The following is an 18,343-nucleotide window of genomic DNA, read 5'->3' on the forward strand; positions in this document are numbered from 1 at the left end:
GTGTCGACCAGTAAGGAGCGACCATGGGAATCGCGGATCTGGCGTTGGGAGCCGCGCCGTTGGCCGGAGGCGCGCTGCTCGGCGCACTCGCGGGCAACCTGAAGCCACCGGACGTGCGTGCCGCGATCAAGGCCGACCAGGAGATGCTGACGCGGATTCCCGAAGAGCAGACCGAGCGCCGCGCCGAGTTGCAGCGGGTGATCGACGAGCGGATCGACGACGTCATCTCGGCCATCGACCGCAGCCGCCAACTCAAGTCGATGGCGACCGGCTACGCCTTCAACCGCGAGGGCAGCCTTCGCGACATCCTGGTTTTCATCATGGCCGTGCTGTTCGCCATCATCTGGTGGAACCTCAAGCACTCCCGCACCGGCTGGCTGCCGATGTTCATCGCGCTGATCGTGTTCGCGGCGCTGTCCGGCTGGTACGCGCTGCGCGGCATCATCCGGGCATTCGCGTCGGTGCTGCACCGCAACAAGAAGGCCGAGGACGCCGCTCAGTAGTGGTAGGTGTCCGACGGTGCCGACACATGGTCGGGGTCGTCGCCGAACATCGACGGGTGAATGCCGTAGGCCTTCGCCAGATCCAGGATCTTGTTGGCGCGGGCGATACGCGGCAGGTCCGAGCCGTTGCGGATTTCGCCGCCGTCGCGCTCGAACTCCGCGAAAAACTCCTGTGCCCAGGCGATTTCGTCCAGTGACGGCGACAGCCCCTCGTTGACCGTCGCACACTGCTCCGGGGTCAGGCAGATCTTCCCGGTCATGCCGAACTCGATGGACACCGCGGTGGCCTCACTGAGCTTGCGGGAACTGGACCCGATGGTGGGGCCGTCGATCGCGCCGGGCAGATGCGCGGCCTTGGCGGCGATGGTGAACCGCGAGCGGGCGTACGCCAGCGTCGCCGGGTTGTCGCCGAAGCCCGTGTCCCGCCGGAAGTCACCGATGCCGAACGCCAGCCGGAAAGTGCCCTTGGCCGACGCGATCTCGGTGATGCGCTCGAGTCCACGGGCGGTCTCGACGAGCGCGACGATCGGCACGTTGGGCAGCCGCTTGGCCGTCTCGGTGACGTGGTCGACGGACTCGACCATCGCCAGCATGATGCCGCCGACAGAGGACTTCGCCAGCATCTCCAGATCGTCGGCCCACCACGGGGTGCCGAAGCCGTTGACGCGCACCCAGTCGGTGTTGCCGTCGGCGAGCCAGCGGGCCGCGTTGTCCCGTGCCGAATCCTTGTCCTTGGGCGCTACCGCGTCCTCGATGTCGATGATGACGATGTCGGCGCTGGAGCGAGTCGCCGGCGAGAAGCGGTCGAACTGCGATCCGTTGACCAGCAGCCAGCTGCGCGCGAGTACCGGGTCCAGGCGGGATCCGTGCTCGTTGGCGTCAGGTTCGTAGGTGCTGGGCTGGTCATACACCCGTCAATCGTCCCGCACAGCGGGAGTGGGGCCGGCCCCGGGGGTTACTTCAGTGCCGCACCGAACACCCGCTCCATCGCCTCCCAGTGCCGCTGCGCCGCGGCCTCGTCGTAGGCGCCGACGTTGTCGGGCACTGCGAAACCATGCGCGGCCGGGTAGAACTCGACGGTGTGCTCGACGCCGGCGTCACTGAGGGCGCGATCCAGAACCTCGCCCTGTTCGGTGGTGAAGGACCCGTCGTTCTCGGCGGCGCCCACGTAGACAACGGCGCTGATCTGGTCGGCGCGCAGGTGCGGGCTGTCGTCCGTGTCGGTGACCAGGCCGCCGCCGTGGAACGACATCGCGGCGGCGACGCGATCGGGCAGCGTGCCGGCGATGACGAACGACGTGCGGCCGCCCATGCAGTAGCCGGTGGTGCCGAACTTGTCTCCCGTCACATCGGACCGGGCCGCCAGATAGTCGAAGAAGACGCCCGCGTCGGCGGTCATGATGTCCGGTGTGACCTTGCGCATCATCCCGAACAGGCGTGTCCGCTCGGTCGCGTCGGAGAACGCCGTGGCCATGTCGAAGGGTGCCCACCCGGCGTCGCGGTAGTAGATGTCCGGCACCAGGACCACGTGGCCCAGCGCGGCGAGCTGTGCGGCCATGTCGTCGAAGGTCTGCCGCGGGCCGCCGGCGTCGGGGTACATGACCACCGCGGGCCATGGGCCGGTGCCCTCCGGGGTGGCGACAGTGACGGCACAGCTGCCGTCGGCGGTGGTGATGGTGTCTTTTGTGGTTGGCACGGCTTGGTCCTCTTCCCGTCGCGTCGCTCGCCCTTAACGTTCTACTCCTCGCTTCGGAACGTAAGCTGGCAGCGTGGCTGTGCCGACTCCTTACGAAGACCTGCTGCGCCTCGTGCTCGAGCAGGGCACACCCAAATCTGATCGCACCGGGACCGGCACGCGGAGTCTGTTCGGCCACCAGCTGCGCTACGACCTGGCCGCCGGGTTCCCGTTGCTGACCACCAAGAAGGTGCACACCAAGTCGGTGATCTACGAGCTGCTGTGGTTCCTGCGCGGCGACTCGAACGTGCGCTGGCTGCAGGAGCACGGCGTCACCATCTGGGACGAATGGGCTTCGGAGACAGGCGAACTGGGGCCGGTGTACGGCGTTCAGTGGCGCTCGTGGCCCACGCCGTCGGGCGAGCACGTCGACCAGATCAGCGCGGCGCTCGAGATGCTGAAGACCAACCCGGACAGCCGGCGCAACATCGTCTCGGCGTGGAACGTCGGCGAGATCGCGCAGATGGCGCTGCCGCCGTGCCACGCGCTGTTCCAGTTCTACGTCGCCGACGGCAAGCTGAGCTGCCAGCTGTATCAGCGCAGCGCCGACCTGTTCCTCGGCGTGCCGTTCAACATCGCCTCCTACGCACTGCTGACGCACATGATGGCCGCCCAGGCGGGCCTTGAGGTCGGCGAGTTCGTGTGGACCGGTGGCGACTGCCACATCTACGACAACCACGTCGAGCAGGTGCAGCTGCAGCTGTCCCGTGAGCCCCGGCCCTACCCGGAACTCGTGCTGGCGCCGCGTGATTCGATCTTCGACTACCAGTACGAGGACGTTGCGATCGTCAACTATGACCCGCACCCGGCGATCAAGGCTCCCGTTGCGGTCTGACGGCGTGAAGCTGATCTGGGCACAGGGCAACGGCGGTGTCATCGGCTGCGACAACGACATTCCCTGGCAGCTGCCCGAGGACATGGCGCACTTCAAAGAGCTGACGCTCGGCTCCACGGTGGTGATGGGACGGCTCACGTGGGAGTCGCTGCCGCCGCGATTCCGGCCGTTGCCGGGCCGCCGCAACGTCGTGGTCAGCCGCGACGCGGGTTACGCCGCCGAGGGCGCCGAGGTCGTGACGTCGCTACCCGCCGAGATCGATGGCTGGGTGATGGGCGGGGCACAGTTGTACGCGCTGGCGCTGCCGGCGGCGACGCTGTGCGAGGTCACCGAAATCGACGTCGATGTGCCCGACGGTGACGCATTCGCGCCGGCGTTGGACGACACATGGGTTGCCGCACAAGGGGAGTGGCAGACCAGCAGGACCGGCCTGCGCTACCGGTTCTGCACCTACCGGCGTCAGGAGTAGCCGGCGAGCCGGCGTACTTCGGCGTCGGGGTCATTCGCCGCCGCATCGGTGATTCGGGCGCGCAGCGCCGCGACCTCGTCGGGATCGAGACCCTCCGGCCCCAGCGGGCCGATCAACTCGCCGAGGACGACGACGGCGTGCCGGCGGATCAGCGGCTCGGCGTGGTCCAGGCCCAATCGGGCGCCAGGCAGGTCGGCGGCATCGAGCGTGCAGTAACCGCGGCCGGGGGCCAGCTCTTCGGCAACCAGCGCCGCGACCGCCGGGTCGGCCAGCCCGGCAGCCAGCAGCGCATAGTCCAGCGGCCGATGGCTGCGGCCGTGATCGCGGAACGACCGATACGGGGCCGTGACGGCCGCGGCGCGGCTCTCAGCGGGCAGATCGCCGGCCAACACTTCCAAACCAAAGCCCAGTCGCCCCAGGGCGGTGGCCGCCCAGTCGTGGCCGGGTCCAGGCAGGGGCGCCGCCGCCCACAGTGCGTCGATGACGTCGGCTGAGGGGATGTCGAGGTCGGCCAGCAGCTTGGCGCCCAGCCAGGCCGTGTCCCGGCGCTTCAGCGCCGCGACGGCGACCGGCACCGCGGCCTCGCCCAGCTCCAACAGCAGCGCTCGGGCGCGTTCCTGTCCCAGGTCTCCCGGCGGTCCGGGAACCAGCCCGGAAGCCACGGCGAGTGCCGCGACGCGCTGGTCGACCGGCAGCGCCAGCACCGCCTGCTCGGCATCGATCGCGTCCAGGTACTCCGGAAAATGCCGGCGAAGCTCGTCGGGCGTCAGGGACCGCACCAGCAGGTCGCCGTCCTCGTCGTCGAGATACACGACGACCTCGGCCGGCACGGTGCCCTCGGTCACCAGTGCGGTCCGCACGTCCGCCGCAATGGTCAGCATCGCCTGCGCGAACCGCTCCCAGGCCTGTTCCCACTGCGCCCGCGGAAGACCGGATACCGCGTCGACCAGCCGATGACTCCAGCCTGCGTCGGTGTCGCTCCACTCGTAGTCCTGGAACTCCCAGTCCGGCGGGCTGAACCGGCACGACGGCTCCGGCACCGATTCCTCGGTGGCCAGGGCCAGGTTCGGCAGGTAGATGACACCGGTCGTCTCGGCGTAGAACTCGCTGAACGCCACCGCGTACGGCTGCTGCCCGGCTGCCGAGGCGACCAGTGCGCGTACCGCCGTTACCGCGGCCGCGGTCAGGTCGGCTTCGAAGCCGGGCCAGTCGAACGGCACGGGCTACTGCGCCTCGGCGGGTGTCACGTCCGCACCCGTGCCCTTCACCGATGCCTTCGCGCGCTTCTCGGCCCGCACCGATCGCCCGTTGCGCACGAACCCGGTGGGGGAGACCGACACCGACACCAGGGCGTTCTCGCCGCCGACGAACGGGTGGAACCCGACGCCGGCGCCACCGCGCCCCTTGACCGGTATGTCGGCGACTTCGGTTACCTTCCAACCCTTTTCGGACGTCGACAGGATCGCTTCACCGTTGCCACACGTGATCGGCAGGGCGGCAATCACGGCGTCGTCTGGGTCGCCCGCCACCAACTTCACACCCGCCACACCGTTTCCGGCCGCGCCTTGCGGATTCACCGAAGCGGGGTCGATGCGCAGCACCTTGCCCCGCCGCGTCACCAGCGCCAGGTGGTAGCCCGGCGTCAGCACACCCGACTGCAGCAGCCCGGTGATATCCGGGGCGACCGGAATGTCGCGGGTCTTGGACGGCAGGCCGTTGCCGTTGGTGAACTTGACGCGCCCGTCGGTCCACACCGCCCAGCCCAGTCCTGAGCTGAGCAGGTCGCCGTGGGTGTCGGAGAACACGCCCCGATCGTCAAGACGCCAGTTGGCGTTGACTTTTCGTTCGCGTGGGCCGTCGTCATCGGAGCCCGAGGCTGTCGGGGTGCCCTCGAAGTCGAGGACGGTCCGGCGGTCGAATTCGGGCCCGGCGAACAGCTTCGCCGTCTCCTTCAACTCGTTGTCGATCACGACCCGTCGGGCGTCCGGGTTCGACACCAGCTCGGTCAGCTCGGCGAACTCGGCGTCGAGCTTGTCGGCCTCGGCCTGCAGCTCGATGACGTCGAGCTTGGTGAGCCTACGAAGCTGCAGGGCCAGAACGTAATTGGCCTGCTCCTCGTCGATGCTGAACCGTTTCTGCAGCCCACGCCGGGCGTCGTCGACGGTGTCGGACCCGCGGATCACCGCGACTGCCGCGTCGATGTCGAGGTGGATTTTCATCAACCCGGCCACCAGATGCCTACGGGCGGTGACCTTCTCCAGTCGGTACTGGCTGCGGTGCAACACAACGGAATCGCGCAGGTGCAGGAATGCGCCGATCAACTCACGCACCGTCCACCAGCGCGGCACCCGGTCCTCGTCGAGCGCGACGAGGCTGGCGGCGAACGTCGACTCCAGCGGAGTCAGGGCGAGCAGCTGGTCGCGGATTGTTTCGGCAGCATGACCCCGTTTGGCGGTGACGACGATGCGCAGCCCGTTACGGCGGTCCGTCAGGTCGGACATGTCGGCCACGCCGGCGAGCTCGCCGGACTCGACCAGCGCCCGAATCCGGTCCTGCACAGTGTTGCTCGCAACACCGGGCGGCAGTTCGGTGATGACGACGTTCTTGCCGTCGACCGATACGCTGCCGCGAACGGTGAGCGCACCGCGGCCGGTGGTGAGGTACTCGCGCAGCCCCGCGGTGCCGACCACCGTCGACCCGCAGCCCCAGTCCGGGCCGGGAATGAGTTTGGCCAGTCGGTCATCGGTCATGTTCGGGGTCTTCAGCAGGGCCCGGCAAGCCGCCATGACCTCACGCGGATTGTGCGCGGGCACCTTGGTGGCCCAGCCCTCGGCGATGCCGACGGCGCCGTTGCAGAGCAGCACCGGCCACTGGGCCGGAAGCATCGTCGGCTCGATCCATTCCCCGTCGAACGTCGGCACCATCGGTACCGCGTGGTCGTCGAGTTCGGCGGTCAGCGCCGCGCCGGCTGCCGAAAGCCGCATCTCGGTGTAGCGGTCGGCGGCGGGGATGTCGCCCTGGATGCGCGGGAAAGCGCCTTGTCCGTCAATGACTTTCACGCGCTGGAACTCGGCGGCCATCAGCGCCGCGGCGCCGTACATCGACGCGCCGCCGTGCGGGTGCAGGTTGCCGGTGACGGCAGAGCAGACCTTCGAGGACTTCTGCGGTTTGTTGCCAGGCAGGAGTTTCGAGTCGTGCATCTGGTAGAGCAGTCGGCGCTGGCCGGGCTTGAGGCCGTCGAACGCCGACGGGATGGCGCGGTCGCTGACGCTGTAGAGCGCGAACGTCAGCTGGTAGTGGTTCCAGTAGTCGTCGGCGCTCTGGTCGAGGACCAGGTCCGGATTCTGTTCGGGAAGGTCGAGGGGGGAGGTCACGGTCGAGTCCTTCTAGTCCAGGTCCAGCGCGAGGGTGTCGACGGTGGAGGCCACATCGGCCATCCACGTGCGCCGGCCCTCGGGCGGGCCGCCGAACAGGGTGTGGTGCAACTTCTTCTCGCTGTCGTCGAGGTGCACGCGGATCACGGTGCGCCGCTGCGGATCCAGCACGGTGTTCCAGAAATCGTCGGCATCCATCTCGCCGAGACCCTTGTTGCGCTGCACTTCCACCCGGCGCTTGGACCTGGCCTTCAGCTCCGCGACGGCGGTGTCGCGCTCGGACTCGTCCTGGCAGTAGATGCGCTCCTGACCGTCCTTGACGACGAACAGCGGCGGCAGCGTCACGTAGACCATGCCGGCCGCGACGAGCGGGCGGTAGAAGTCCAGGAACATCGAGATCAGGCTCGAGTTGATGTTGCCGCCGTCGGGGTCGGCGTCAGAGGCGAACAGGATCCGGTCGTAGCGACACTGCTCCGGGTCGCAGTTGTCGCGCACGCCGCAACCCAGGATGCGTTCGATGGAATCGAACTCGTCCTTGACCCGCGCCTTGTTCACGGTGAACCCGTAGACGTTGGGAGGTTTACCTTTCAGCGGGAAGGCGGCCTGGAAGGTGGCGTCGCGAGCGGCCTTGATGGTGCCCAGCGCCGAGTCGCCCTCGCACAGGAAAAGTTCGGCGCCCGACCCGCGACCGGTCTCCCGGCTGGGCAGGAGCTTCGGCGGCAGCGACAGGTTCGTGCCCAGCCCCTTGGCTTTCGACGCCGCGCGGGACCGCGCCTTGGCGCCCTCGGCGCTGCGCCGCGCCCGGGCCGACTCCAGCGCCAGCTGCGTCCACAGCGTCACCGTGTCGGCGTTGGCGGGGTTCGCGGCCCAGACGTTGACGCTGCGCGTCACATCCGGGGCCATCGCGAGGTTCAGCGAGCGCGACGAGACCGCGGTCTTGGCCTGCGAGTCCCACCCGACGTCGGGTGCGCGGGTGTCGACGGCCAGCGCGGTGACGGCGGCGAAGTCCTGCGGTTCGGGTCCGTCTTCGCCCTTGGCCAGGCCCAGGTCCCGGATGCGGGACGCCCGGTCGGCCAGGGCTTCCGACAGGCCCTTGATGGCGGCGGTCAGGTGCGACCCGCCGCCGGGGGTGCGCACGGTGTTGCAGAACGCGGCCACCGTGGTCGGTTCGGCCGGTCCGGCCGTCAGCGACCACCGGAACGGCGTGGGGCCGCGGCCGGTGGTGTATTCACCGCGGCCCTCGACCACCGCGCGGACCGCGGGCAGGGGAGTGCCCGCCGACGTGCACATGAGGTCCAGCAGCGCCTCGGTGCCCCACGGGCCGTCGAACGGCTCCAGCAGGGCCGCCGGGACTTCCTCGCCGGGCCAGCCCTCGTCGACGACGGTCAGGTGCACGCCGGGGCACATCCGGGCGGCGGCGTGGGCGCGCAGCAGCACCTCGGCGATGTCGACGCTGGCATCCGGCACGACGGCCGGGTCGAACAGGATTCGGACCGTGGTGCCGTGGGCGTCGGGCTTGCGGTTGCCCGCGCCGCGCAGTTTCTGGTTGTCGGCGCGGGTGAACTCGGCGTTCGGGTCGAACTCTTTCCCGTCGAACGTGCCGGGGTAGCCGTGGCCGAAGCTCTGCAGGTAGGTCTTGCCGGCACGGCGCACCGTGACGTCGGTGCGGGCCGAGATGAACACCGCGGCAGCCGCGCCGATGCCGTTCAGGCCGGCGCCGGTGCTGGTGGCGTCGCTGTGGGCGGAGAACTTGCCGCCGGCGCGGGCGGTCCCGAGGGTCTTTACGATGCCGTTCTTGCCGGTCACCGGGTCGGAGTCGATGGGCAGGCCGCGGCCGTCGTCGGCGACGCTGACCGAGCCGTCGGCGTGCAGCGTGATGGTGACCGTGGAGCCGCCGTGGCTCGGATCGGCGACCTCTTCGACGGCGTTGTCCACCAGCTCGCGCAGGGCGGTGTTGAGCACGTCCAGGCCCAGGTTGACCGCCGGTCGCAGGCGGGTGTGCTGAACATCGTCGAGTTCGGTGATGTCCGCAGCGTTGTAGCTCACTGCTGGTCCTTTCCGTCAGGGCCGGCCGGGAACGGCCGAAGCCCCAATACAGGGTGTGCCGCAGGAATGGTAGGCGGTTCGGCCGACAACGTCGCAGATCCATGCGCGAGTTTGTCGGTGGCCTGCGCCACGATGTGACAGTGGCAGCACTCACGACCGTCCAGGCCCGTCGCATCGCCGTCGCCGCCCAGGGCTTTCACGAACCCAGGCCATCCGGAGCGGTAACCCGGGCGCACCTGAAACGCTTGATGTCCAGAATACAAGTGCTGCAATTGGATTCGGTATCGGTATGCGTTCGCGCGCACTACGCCCCGGTGTTCAGTCGTCTCGGGGCGTACGACCGGGACGCCCTCGACGCACTGGCCTGGAGCCACAGTGCGCGGTCGCCGCGGCAATTCATTGAATATTGGGCGCACGAGGCGGCGTTGCTGCCGGTCGACGACTGGCCGCTGCTGCGCTGGCGCATGCGCGAGTACACGCACGGTCGCTGGGGCACCGAGATCGTCAAACGCAACTCTGGGCTGGCCGAGAAGATCGTCGCCGCCGTCGCCGAGCTGGGGCCGTCGACCGCAGGTCAGATCGAGGCCCACCTCGAGGCCGAACCCCGCGGCGCCAGAGGGCCGTGGTGGGGCCGCAGTGACACCAAGTGGGTGGCCGAGGCCCTGTGGTCGTCGGGTGTGCTCACCACGGCCACCCGGGCCGGCTTCGCGCGGCACTATGACCTGGTCGAACGGGTGCTGCCGGCCGACGTCCTGGCCCGGGAGGTCTCCGACGACGACGCCGTCCGGCAGTTGGTGCTCAAGGCCGCCGGAGCGCTGGGCGTAGGGACCGAGGCCGACATCCGCGACTACTTCCGGCTGGGCGCGCGTCAGGTGAAACCGGCACTGGCGGCGCTGGTCGCGGCCGGGGAGCTGGAACCCGTCACGATCGACGGGGTTCCGGCCTACCTGCGCGCGGGGCAGAAAGTGCCGCGGACCGATCGTGGGACGGCACTGTTGTGCCCGTTCGACCCGCTGATCTTCTTCCGGCCGCGGGTCGAGCGGCTGTTCGGGTTCCACTACCGGATCGAGATCTACACCCCGGCGGCCAAACGCCAATTCGGTTACTACGTTTGGCCGTTCCTGCTCGACGGCCAATTGGTGGGACGCGTCGACCTGAAACGAACGGCCGACGCACTGCACGTCGTCGGTGCATTCGCCGAAGACGGCCAGGACCGTGCGCGGGTAGCCGCGGCCCTGGTTCCGGAGCTGCAGTCGATGGCGACATGGCTCGGGGTCGACGGCGTGACCGTCGGGGAACGCGGCGACTTGGCCGGGCTTCTACGGGCAGTCCTCTAGCTGCCTGCTCGGATGGATGTCGTGCTCTGGCAAGGTGGCCAGGGTGTATGCGATGCCGTCGTCACGAACTCGACCATCACCGGCCTCCGATGATCTGGGTCACTACAGCCTGTAGATCGGCGCCTTCGGGACCCGAGATTCCCGTTTCCCGATCGAAGGTGGCGGTACCGGAGGAGTCGATAGTGAAGTTGCCGATTTGGGACTGGTCGCCGCCGGTCACCTTGAAGACAACCGTGGTCTTGGTCGGCAGCGGTACGGTGCCGGTGTAGTGCGGATCGATGGTGTACCGGTAGTTGCATCCAGCGGAGCCGAAGCACTTCTGGTCAGTCACGACCACGGCAACCCGGAAGTCGGTTGGTCGCGGTGCGTCGACTTCCACAATCGGCGTGGCACTACCTGCGCGTGGCCGGGAGCTGCTGGCGGTCGATGCGCCGCGGGAGTCCGTCGACACTTGTGATGTGCATCCAGAGCACAGGGCTGAGGCGACGGCGAGGGGGACGACGAGGTGGCGAATCATGGGTTTTCCTTAGTGAGTAGGGCAACTGAGGTGCGGTCCGGCGGCGGGCTTGTCATTCCGCCGCCGGTGCAGAATGTGACGGTTAAGCGCAGGCGTCCGACAAGGTCCGCTCAGGCAACGGCGCTGGGGTCATGAGCCTGGTCGCCGGGGACTTCCGTGAGTGCTGCCAAGGCATCGGTCAGCAGCCGCTGAATGCCGGCGTTGATGCCGGTGCAGTCGTTTTCGATCTTGGTGGCGTTCTTCTGAATAGAACTGGCGAGCGTCTTGACCTTGTCGATCTTCGCCAGCTGCGCGATGGCCTCGGTGATCTTCTCCTCGGCGGTGGCAATTTCTTGCGCGCCACGGCGGCTGGCGGCGGTCAGGGCTGCGGCCCGCAGCAGCATGACCGCGGTGCGTAGCAGCGCCGGGTCATCGATCTCAGGATCGAATGCCAACACGATTCGGCGGTTGCCCAGCATCCGAATCGATTGACCACCGTTCTGCTCGGCTGTCGGGACGATACCCAGTGATGCGCCGGCTTCCCGGTTACGTTCGGCTTCATCGAAATACGGGGCCCATCTGCGGTTGGCTGAGTCGGTCATCTCGACGACCACCTGGGCGTTGCCCCCATCAACGGAGAGCACACCGTCGCCCTTGAGGCACCGCGAGATGACGCCCGCGGTGTTCCGGGTGTCGGTGTACTCGTCGCCCAACCCCGCGGCGATCTCGAACAGCAGCGTGCCCATCGCGTCTTCGTAGGCGACACCCTTTCCAGGAGTTCGGGAGGTGACGGACTTCTTTGCCTCCTGAAGCTTCAGTGCGACGACGACCTGTTCGACCTTGTTGGTGAGGTCCGTGTGGTTGTCGGCGATCAGCGTCGTGAGCTTCTGCTGCTGAACATCCAGCGCCGCAGTGTGTTTAGCGATCGGCGAGGTCGGGTCACTCGGGTCGAACTGCTTGACGGCTTTGTCGTGGAGTGCGCTGAATGTGGTCTTGGCCTTTGCGTCCAGGTCGGCGCCGAACTTGGCCAGGACCGGGAGCAAGCGTTCCACGACTTCGGGGTGCTCGCCGCCGAAGAGTCGTTGGATCTCGGTGACGACCGTTTTGGTCGAGTTCTGGAGTTCCTGGCGGGTGGCCTTGTCGGCGTCTGTAATGGCCTTCTTCGCGTCCGACGACGCCTTGGTCATCACCTCCGACGCAGTCTTGACCGCGAGCCCAGTCGCTTCCGCAGCTTTGATACTGGTGTCGGCGGCCTTCTCGCCGAGGTCTTTGACCATTCGTTCTAGCGCCCGAGCGTCCTGAGCTTGCCCGGTTGCGGACAGCGCGTGGGCTCCGATCTTGATCGCTTCGGCCACGAACGTGCCGAGATCAGCTGTGCTGAGCGCGTCGGGGTCGTCGACGAGCAGGCCGCGTTCGCCCGTCGTCCAGCGTTGCGCCTCCCGCGCAACGTCCTTGTCCTGCACTGTGAATCGTTCGATATCGACTGCTGTGAAGTCGTCGTTGAAGTGGGCGTTGTTTGGCATGTCTGTCTCCTTGGGTCGGCCTCTGAGTTGGTGCAGAAGCTGGTGGACACAGAATCGGTCGGCGATGAGGCAATGGCAACGATGATTACTGATAAGTGGGCTTATCAGTACATCTAATTGTCCATTACTGATGATGGGTATACGTTGGGAATGAGCCCGGAAGGAGGCCTCGTGAACACGCTGACGCTGCAGGACGTTGCGGACCTTGCAAAGGTACGCCGACCCGTCGTCAGCATGTGGCGAAAGAGGCCGATGGTGCGCGGCGTGTCGATGCCCTTCCCTGAGCCGGTCAGTTCCAGTGGCGGCGTGGCGCGGTTTGACCGCGACGAGATTGTCGACTGGCTCACTCGGACTGGCCGAGGGAACAACGCGGAGCAGACCTACGACGCCCCAGCCCTCGCCGTTCCCGATGACGCGGCACTGGAGGATGTGGTGACGCTGCTGTGCTGGCACGCGCTTACCGGGCAGGACCTCGCAGACACGTCAGCCGCCCGTCGCGTGCAGTTGGCTGACGAGTTCGACCCCGATGACGAGCTGCTGGTCGACGAGATCCGGCAGCTGACAGTCACCGATGCGGTGCTCGACTACGTCGACGACCTTATCTCAGCGACACGCGGTGCAGCAGATGCGCTGACCTACCTCGAAAGCGGTCGGCTCAAGCGACAACTGGGCATGCGCGATCTGTCTGCTGCCGGTATCGATCTGACGCGCGCCATCATCGAGGCAGTGGCGGTGTTCCTCGAACAGGACGACGTGCTTCTTGATGTCGATTCAGTAGTGGCGTTGGACGTCGCCGAGTCTTGCGGGGTGGGTATCGCGACCGCTGACCGTGCCTTGCGACGGCGCGCGGTTATCCGTGACATCCAGCGCCAGGAACGCGGTGTTCAGACACGTGTATCGACGGTCTCCCTGATCGGGCTTGGTTTGGCCGAGTCTCTCGAGCGCGTCGACCAGGTTGTGCTCGGACTCGGTGCAGGCGACGTTGCCGTGTTGGTGGGGTCAGCGGCGGCTCTGGCCGATCAGCTTTCTGGACCGTTGCAGAGCCGTCGGGCTCAAACGTTGCGTGTCAAGAATCTTGTTGCGGCGCTGAGGCTTCCGCGCGGCTTGTGGCGGGAGGCTCACCGGCAGAGCCTGGCTGTGTGGGTGTGTGTCGGCAATGCTGGTGTCGAACAACCTTGCGTGGCCGACCTCGCCGCAGTCGACCAGATCGAGCTGACCGACCTGGCGGCGGATGTTGCCGGGGCACTGGCCCAGAGTGCTCGCCGAGCCTTTCTCTACATGCGGCGAATCGGATTGTCGGCGGTGCTTGCGAGTGGCCCTGTAGTCCCACAGGGTGTTCGGGCTGTACGGCTGGGCGGTATCGATGCGGCCACCCATATGGACAATGTGCACCGGTCGACTCTGGTCACTACGGCTGCGCTGAGCCCGTTGGATGTGCTTGTGGCGCCCTCACCGGGCAATATCCGGCTGCAGCGCCGTTCGCTGGGGGAGCTGCATTCGCATGGGCACCTGGAGATCAAGCGTGGCCGCCGCATAAACCCAGCCGACGCCTCCATCGAAGGCACTGTGCGAGTGCTGCCCACTGAGATTGCCGGGCCGATTGCACTGGACCCGTTCGACGCTGAACAGAAATATCAGCGGGCTGTGCGCACCGAGCCGGGAGACGTCATCTTCGTCGAGAAGCCGCACCCGCGGGCGTGGGTCGATGCCGTCGGTGGCGCGATGGTGGCCTCGCCGGCACGGGTCATCCGGTTGCGGGAATCAGCCGAAGTCGGACCGATGGTGCTGGCCACCTCGATCATCGAAACCGCAACGGCGGGAACCGAATGGCCGACGTGGAGCGTGCCAGTGCTGAGCCGAGACGAAACCGAGCGTCTGGAGGCCGCGCTGATTCAGGTCGACGATTACGAACGTGAAGCGCGCCGCCGTGTCGATGCGGCGCGCGAATTGAAAACCGCATTGATCGACGGGGTCGCCGCCGGTGCCCTCACCCTCGATGCCCAACCCACCACGCCCGGCGTCGCCGGTGCACGGAGATAGAGAGGGACGCAGAGATGCCTCCGAGGAAAAAGCAGCTGCCGCAGGCCCCGTCGAGCATGAAGGAGCTCAAGGACACGCTCTGGAAGGCCGCAGACAAGCTGCGTGGCTCGCTGTCGGCCAACCAGTACAAGGACGTGATCCTGGGGTTGGTGTTCCTCAAGTACGTCTCCGATGCCTACGACGAGCGGCGTGAGGACATCCATGCGGAGCTCTCCGCCGAGGGTATGGACGAGTCCCAGATCGAGGACTTGATAGACGATCCCGAGGAATACCACGGCTACAACGTGTTCGTGGTTCCGCCGGTCGCACAGTGGAAATTCCTGGCGGAGAGCGCAAAAGGGAGACCTGCCGCCGACGGCGAGGTGGCCAAGAATATCGGCCAGCTGATCGACGAGGCCATGGACGCGGTGATGAAGTCCAATCCCACGCTGGTGGGTACGCTGCCGCGGCTGTACAACCGCGACAACATTGATCAGCGCCGGCTCGGCGAACTGATCGACCTGTTCAACAGTGCGCGATTCAGCCGCCAGGGTGAACACCAGGCACGCGACCTGATGGGCGAGGTCTACGAGTACTTTCTGGGAAATTTCGCTCGGGCAGAAGGGAAACGGGGCGGCGAGTTCTTCACCCCGCCCAGCGTGGTCAAGGTGATCGTTGAGGTGCTCGAGCCCACCAAGGGCCGGGTATATGACCCGTGCTGCGGATCGGGCGGCATGTTCGTGCAGACCGAGAAGTTCATCGCCGACCATCACGGCGACGCGAAAAACGTTGCGATCTATGGCCAGGAGAGCATCGAGGAAACCTGGCGAATGGCCAAGATGAACCTGGCCATACACGGCATCGACAACAAGGGCCTGGGGGCGCGGTGGGGCGACACCTTCGCGCGGGACCAGCATGCCGATACCCAAATGGACTACGTGATGGCCAACCCGCCGTTCAACATCAAGGATTGGTCGCGGAACGAAGAAGACTCGCGCTGGCGTTTCGGTGTGCCGCCAGCCAACAACGCGAACTACGCCTGGATTCAACATATCCTGTCCAAACTGGCGCCTGGTGGTAAGGCCGGTGTGGTAATGGCCAATGGGTCGATGTCGTCGAACTCCAGCGGGGAAGGCGATATTCGTGCGCAGATCGTGGAGGCCGACTTGGTGTCCTGCATGATTGCGCTGCCGACTCAGCTTTTCCGTAGTACCGGTATTCCGGTATGCCTGTGGTTTTTCGCCAAGGACAAGACGGCCGGCAAGCAAGGGTCTGAGGATCGGTCGGGGCAGGTGTTGTTCATCGACGCCCGCGAACTGGGTTACATGGTGGACCGGGCCGAGCGAGCGTTATCGAACGAAGACATTGTGCGGATTGGGGACACGTATCACGCCTGGCGTGGGTCCGCTTCTGCTGTGGCGAAAAAGATTAACTACGAGGATGTTCTGGGCTTCTGCAAGTCTGCAACGTTGGCGGAGATCAAGGCGGCCGACTATGCGTTGACCCCGGGAAGGTATGTCGGGGCGGCAGAGGTCGAGGACGACGGTGAACCGATCGATGAGAAGGTCGCGCGGCTGAAGACGGAATTGCTTGCGGCGTTTGATGAATCAGCACGGCTAGAAAAGGTTGTGCGGGAACAGTTGGAGCGGATCGATGGGTGAGACTGAACTGCTCGCGAACCTGTTGGTCGATACGAAGGACGGCGACTGGGGGCTGGAATCCTCGGAAGCGGACCACACTCGTCACTACGTGATTCGTGGTGCTGACTTCCCCGCGGTGCGGTTGCGAAAGATTGGCTCCGTCCCATCGCGCTTCTTGCCGGACAAAACGGTATGGCGAAGGACGTTGCAGTCCAACGATATTCTGCTCGAAACTGCAGGTGGCACCCGAGACAGACCCACGGGACGTTCTCTACTGATCACTCCTGATGTGTTGCAGGCGTTCGATGAGCCGGTGATTAGTGCAAGTTTTACTCGATTTCTTCGAGTGGACCGTACACGTATCGATCCGCGTTATCTGTACTGGTATCTCCAGTTCCTATATTCAGCGGGGCGGATGTATGAGTATCAAGTTCAGCACACCGGCATTGCGCGATTTCAGTACACAGTATTCGCCAATACGGAACGGATTCCGTTGCCGCCGATGAAGTTGCAGGAAGCGATCGCCGAACTGCTCGGCGCCCTCGATGACAAGATCGCCGCGAACGAGCGGGTTGTTAAGGCTTCGGAAGCGCTGGCTGAGGTCTACTTTGCGCGTGCAATCAGTGGAATGACATTTGGTGAAATCACTTTTGACGATGTCGCCAGCATTGGCGGGGGTGGTACGCCGAAGACCACCGTTGAACACTACTGGCACGGCGACGTCCAATGGGCGACGCCGACTGACGTGACTGCGTTGAGCGGTCCGTACTTACGGAGTACGACACGGACGATAACTGAAGATGGGCTTGCCGCTTGTTCATCGTCGCTGTACCCGACCGGTTCCATCCTGATGACATCGCGTGCCACGATCGGGGCTTTCGCGGTGGCGCAGGTTCCAATGGCGGTGAATCAGGGCTTCATTGTGGTTAACGCCAAGCAGCCATTGTTGCAGTGGTGGTTGTTCCACGAGATGCGTTCACGAGTCGACGAGTTCATCAGCTACGCCAACGGTGCAACCTTCCTTGAACTAAGCCGAGGTCGCTTCAAGAACCTGCCAGTGAGACTGCCTGACACTGCACAGTCGGAGGAGTTCGCCGAATTGGTTGGTCCGTTGCATCGACTGGCCGCGGAGACTCTAGAAGAATCACGTCTATTGGTCAGGACCCGCGACGAACTCGTCCCGCTCTTGATTTCCGGCAAACTCCGCGTCAAGGACGCCGAGACGATTGCAGCGGAGGTGTTGTAATGGCCTATCAGCTCGACGACCGGCTGGTAGTTGGCGTCGCTTCGAGTGCGCTTTTCGATCTCGCCAAGTCCGACGCCTACTTCCGCAAGCACGGCGAAGCGAAGTACCGCATCTACCAGGACAAACGAATCGACAAGACGCTGAAACCGGGTGTTGCGTTCCCATTCATTCAGCGACTGCTAGGCCTAAACGACCTGCGGCCTGATGATCCGCTTGTGGAGGTCATCGTCTTGTCGCGCAACGACCCAATGACGGGCTTGAGAGTGATGAGGTCTGTACACGCTCAGGGACTTCCGGTGAGCCGCGCCGTCTTCACTCAAGGACAGTCCCCGTACGCCTACATCGAGGCGCTCAGCATGTCGTTGTTCTTGTCGGCGAACCGTCAAGATGTGGATGCGGCCATCGCTCTCGGATTGCCTGCCGGCCAAGTGCTTCCGTCCTCCGCGACGTACGATCCGAACGACGCGTCGCTTCGCGTCGCATTCGACTTCGACGGAGTTCTCGCCAGCGACGAATCCGAGCAGTTCTACAAAGCAGCGGATGGGCTTGAAAGCTACCTAGAACACGAGTCGGTTAAACGGGACATTCCACTGGCATCCGGGCTCCTGAAGCCACTTCTGGAGGACCTCAACAGGATTCAGACGATTGAAGACGAACGTCGGTTGAAAGATCTGTCGTACCAACCGAGATTGCGGGTTTCGTTGGTTACCGCTCGGAACGCGCCCGCTCACGAACGTGCGGTGAATTCGCTGCGGGCTTGGGGCGTCAACGTGAACGATGCATTCTTCCTCGGTGGAATCGAGAAGTCGTCGGTGCTTCAAGTCCTTCGGCCCCACATCTTCTTCGACGATCAGCAAGGCCATCTCGATACAGCTGCCGAACACATCGCTGGTGTTCATATTCCATATGGAGTCGCAAACGAGGTGCGGTCGTCGACTGAAAGAGCGGTCGATGTGGGATTGCCTCCTGATGCCGCGGCCAAAGGGAAGCTGGCGGTAGTCGGTACATCCGAGGAGGTGGCGGATGATCTGGCGCGGTCAGAAACTGCTTAGACGCCAGTCTGCCGATGCGTCTTGGCATTTCCGTCACGGCCGGATTTGTCGGCCCTCGGGCGGAGAGT

General features: G+C 65.5%; 15 protein-coding genes. 8 read left to right on the top strand and 7 right to left on the bottom strand.

Annotated features, from left to right (window positions below; all coding sequences use genetic code 11):
* The first annotated feature begins 23 nt into the window (after positions 1–23).
* On the top strand, positions 24–503 hold the full coding sequence (locus tag ACWW1C_RS11385; protein ID WP_455983530.1) for a hypothetical protein: 480 nt from the start codon (positions 24–26) through the stop codon (positions 501–503).
* Here ACWW1C_RS11385 and ACWW1C_RS11390 read toward each other — a convergent pair.
* Together ACWW1C_RS11390 and ACWW1C_RS11395 are read right to left on the bottom strand one after the other, a co-directional pair.
* Positions 497–1,414 (bottom strand): HpcH/HpaI aldolase/citrate lyase family protein, encoded by a 918-nt coding sequence (locus ACWW1C_RS11390; RefSeq protein ID WP_455983531.1) that lies wholly within the window; start codon positions 1,412–1,414, stop codon positions 497–499. The genes ACWW1C_RS11385 and ACWW1C_RS11390 overlap by 7 nt on opposite strands.
* 44 nt (positions 1,415–1,458) lie before the next feature.
* Positions 1,459–2,199 carry a dienelactone hydrolase family protein gene (locus ACWW1C_RS11395; RefSeq protein WP_455983532.1) on the bottom strand — a complete coding sequence of 247 codons (741 nt, stop codon included), beginning with the start codon at positions 2,197–2,199 and terminating at the stop codon, positions 1,459–1,461.
* Positions 2,200–2,272: 73 nt separating this feature from the next.
* On the opposite strand from ACWW1C_RS11395, the gene ACWW1C_RS11400 reads away from it, so the two are divergent.
* A complete protein-coding gene (locus ACWW1C_RS11400) occupies positions 2,273–3,073 on the top strand; it encodes a thymidylate synthase (RefSeq protein ID WP_455983533.1) in 801 nt (266 codons plus the stop codon).
* A gap of 4 nt (positions 3,074–3,077) precedes the next feature.
* A complete protein-coding gene (locus ACWW1C_RS11405) occupies positions 3,078–3,542 on the top strand; it encodes a dihydrofolate reductase (RefSeq protein ID WP_455983534.1) in 465 nt (154 codons plus the stop codon).
* Here ACWW1C_RS11405 and ACWW1C_RS11410 read toward each other — a convergent pair.
* From ACWW1C_RS11410 to ACWW1C_RS11420, 3 genes are read right to left on the bottom strand one after another with little or no spacing between them, the layout of a single operon-like run.
* The gene (locus ACWW1C_RS11410) at positions 3,533–4,762 is read right to left on the bottom strand and encodes a DUF4303 domain-containing protein (protein WP_455983535.1); all 1,230 of its coding nucleotides are present in this window, start codon (positions 4,760–4,762) and stop codon (positions 3,533–3,535) included. The two genes, ACWW1C_RS11405 and ACWW1C_RS11410, sit on opposite strands and share 10 nt — an antisense overlap.
* Positions 4,763–4,765: 3 nt before the next feature.
* Complete coding sequence (locus ACWW1C_RS11415) at positions 4,766–6,916, bottom strand: DNA gyrase subunit A (RefSeq protein ID WP_455983536.1); 2,151 nt, start codon at positions 6,914–6,916, stop codon at positions 4,766–4,768.
* A 12-nt stretch (positions 6,917–6,928) separates the two neighbouring features.
* Positions 6,929–8,962: a toprim domain-containing protein gene (locus tag ACWW1C_RS11420; protein ID WP_455983537.1), complete on the bottom strand. Its 2,034-nt coding sequence runs from the start codon at positions 8,960–8,962 to the stop codon at positions 6,929–6,931.
* A 140-nt stretch (positions 8,963–9,102) separates the two neighbouring features.
* Here ACWW1C_RS11420 and ACWW1C_RS11425 point away from each other — a divergent pair, with 140 nt between their 5' ends.
* Positions 9,103–10,299 (top strand): winged helix-turn-helix domain-containing protein, encoded by a 1,197-nt coding sequence (locus tag ACWW1C_RS11425; RefSeq protein WP_455983538.1) that lies wholly within the window; start codon positions 9,103–9,105, stop codon positions 10,297–10,299.
* A gap of 76 nt (positions 10,300–10,375) precedes the next feature.
* On the opposite strand, the gene ACWW1C_RS11430 is transcribed toward ACWW1C_RS11425, so the two are convergent.
* Both ACWW1C_RS11430 and ACWW1C_RS11435 read right to left on the bottom strand, forming a co-directional pair.
* The gene (locus ACWW1C_RS11430; RefSeq protein WP_455983539.1) at positions 10,376–10,630 is read right to left on the bottom strand and encodes a hypothetical protein; all 255 of its coding nucleotides are present in this window, start codon (positions 10,628–10,630) and stop codon (positions 10,376–10,378) included.
* Between the two features lie 296 nt (positions 10,631–10,926).
* On the bottom strand, positions 10,927–12,318 hold the full coding sequence (locus ACWW1C_RS11435; protein ID WP_455983540.1) for a Fis family transcriptional regulator: 1,392 nt from the start codon (positions 12,316–12,318) through the stop codon (positions 10,927–10,929).
* A 171-nt stretch (positions 12,319–12,489) separates the two neighbouring features.
* Between ACWW1C_RS11435 and ACWW1C_RS11440 the strand changes: the two genes are divergently transcribed.
* The 4 genes from ACWW1C_RS11440 to ACWW1C_RS11455 are packed head-to-tail and all read left to right on the top strand — an operon-like array spanning position 12,490 to position 18,275.
* Complete coding sequence (locus tag ACWW1C_RS11440) at positions 12,490–14,358, top strand: hypothetical protein (RefSeq protein ID WP_455983541.1); 1,869 nt, start codon at positions 12,490–12,492, stop codon at positions 14,356–14,358.
* Between the two features lie 14 nt (positions 14,359–14,372).
* Positions 14,373–15,998, top strand: a complete 1,626-nt coding sequence (locus ACWW1C_RS11445; protein ID WP_455983542.1) for a class I SAM-dependent DNA methyltransferase — start codon at positions 14,373–14,375, stop codon at positions 15,996–15,998.
* Positions 15,991–17,223, top strand: a complete 1,233-nt coding sequence (locus ACWW1C_RS11450; protein WP_455983543.1) for a restriction endonuclease subunit S — start codon at positions 15,991–15,993, stop codon at positions 17,221–17,223. The genes ACWW1C_RS11445 and ACWW1C_RS11450 overlap by 8 nt, the downstream gene beginning before the upstream one ends.
* Positions 17,223–18,275 carry a 5'-nucleotidase gene (locus tag ACWW1C_RS11455; RefSeq protein WP_455983544.1) on the top strand — a complete coding sequence of 351 codons (1,053 nt, stop codon included), beginning with the start codon at positions 17,223–17,225 and terminating at the stop codon, positions 18,273–18,275. Before ACWW1C_RS11450 ends, ACWW1C_RS11455 begins: the two co-directional genes overlap by 1 nt.
* The last annotated feature ends 68 nt before the right edge of the window (positions 18,276–18,343 follow it).

It is taken from the genome of Mycobacterium sp. HM-7, from assembly GCF_053852335.1.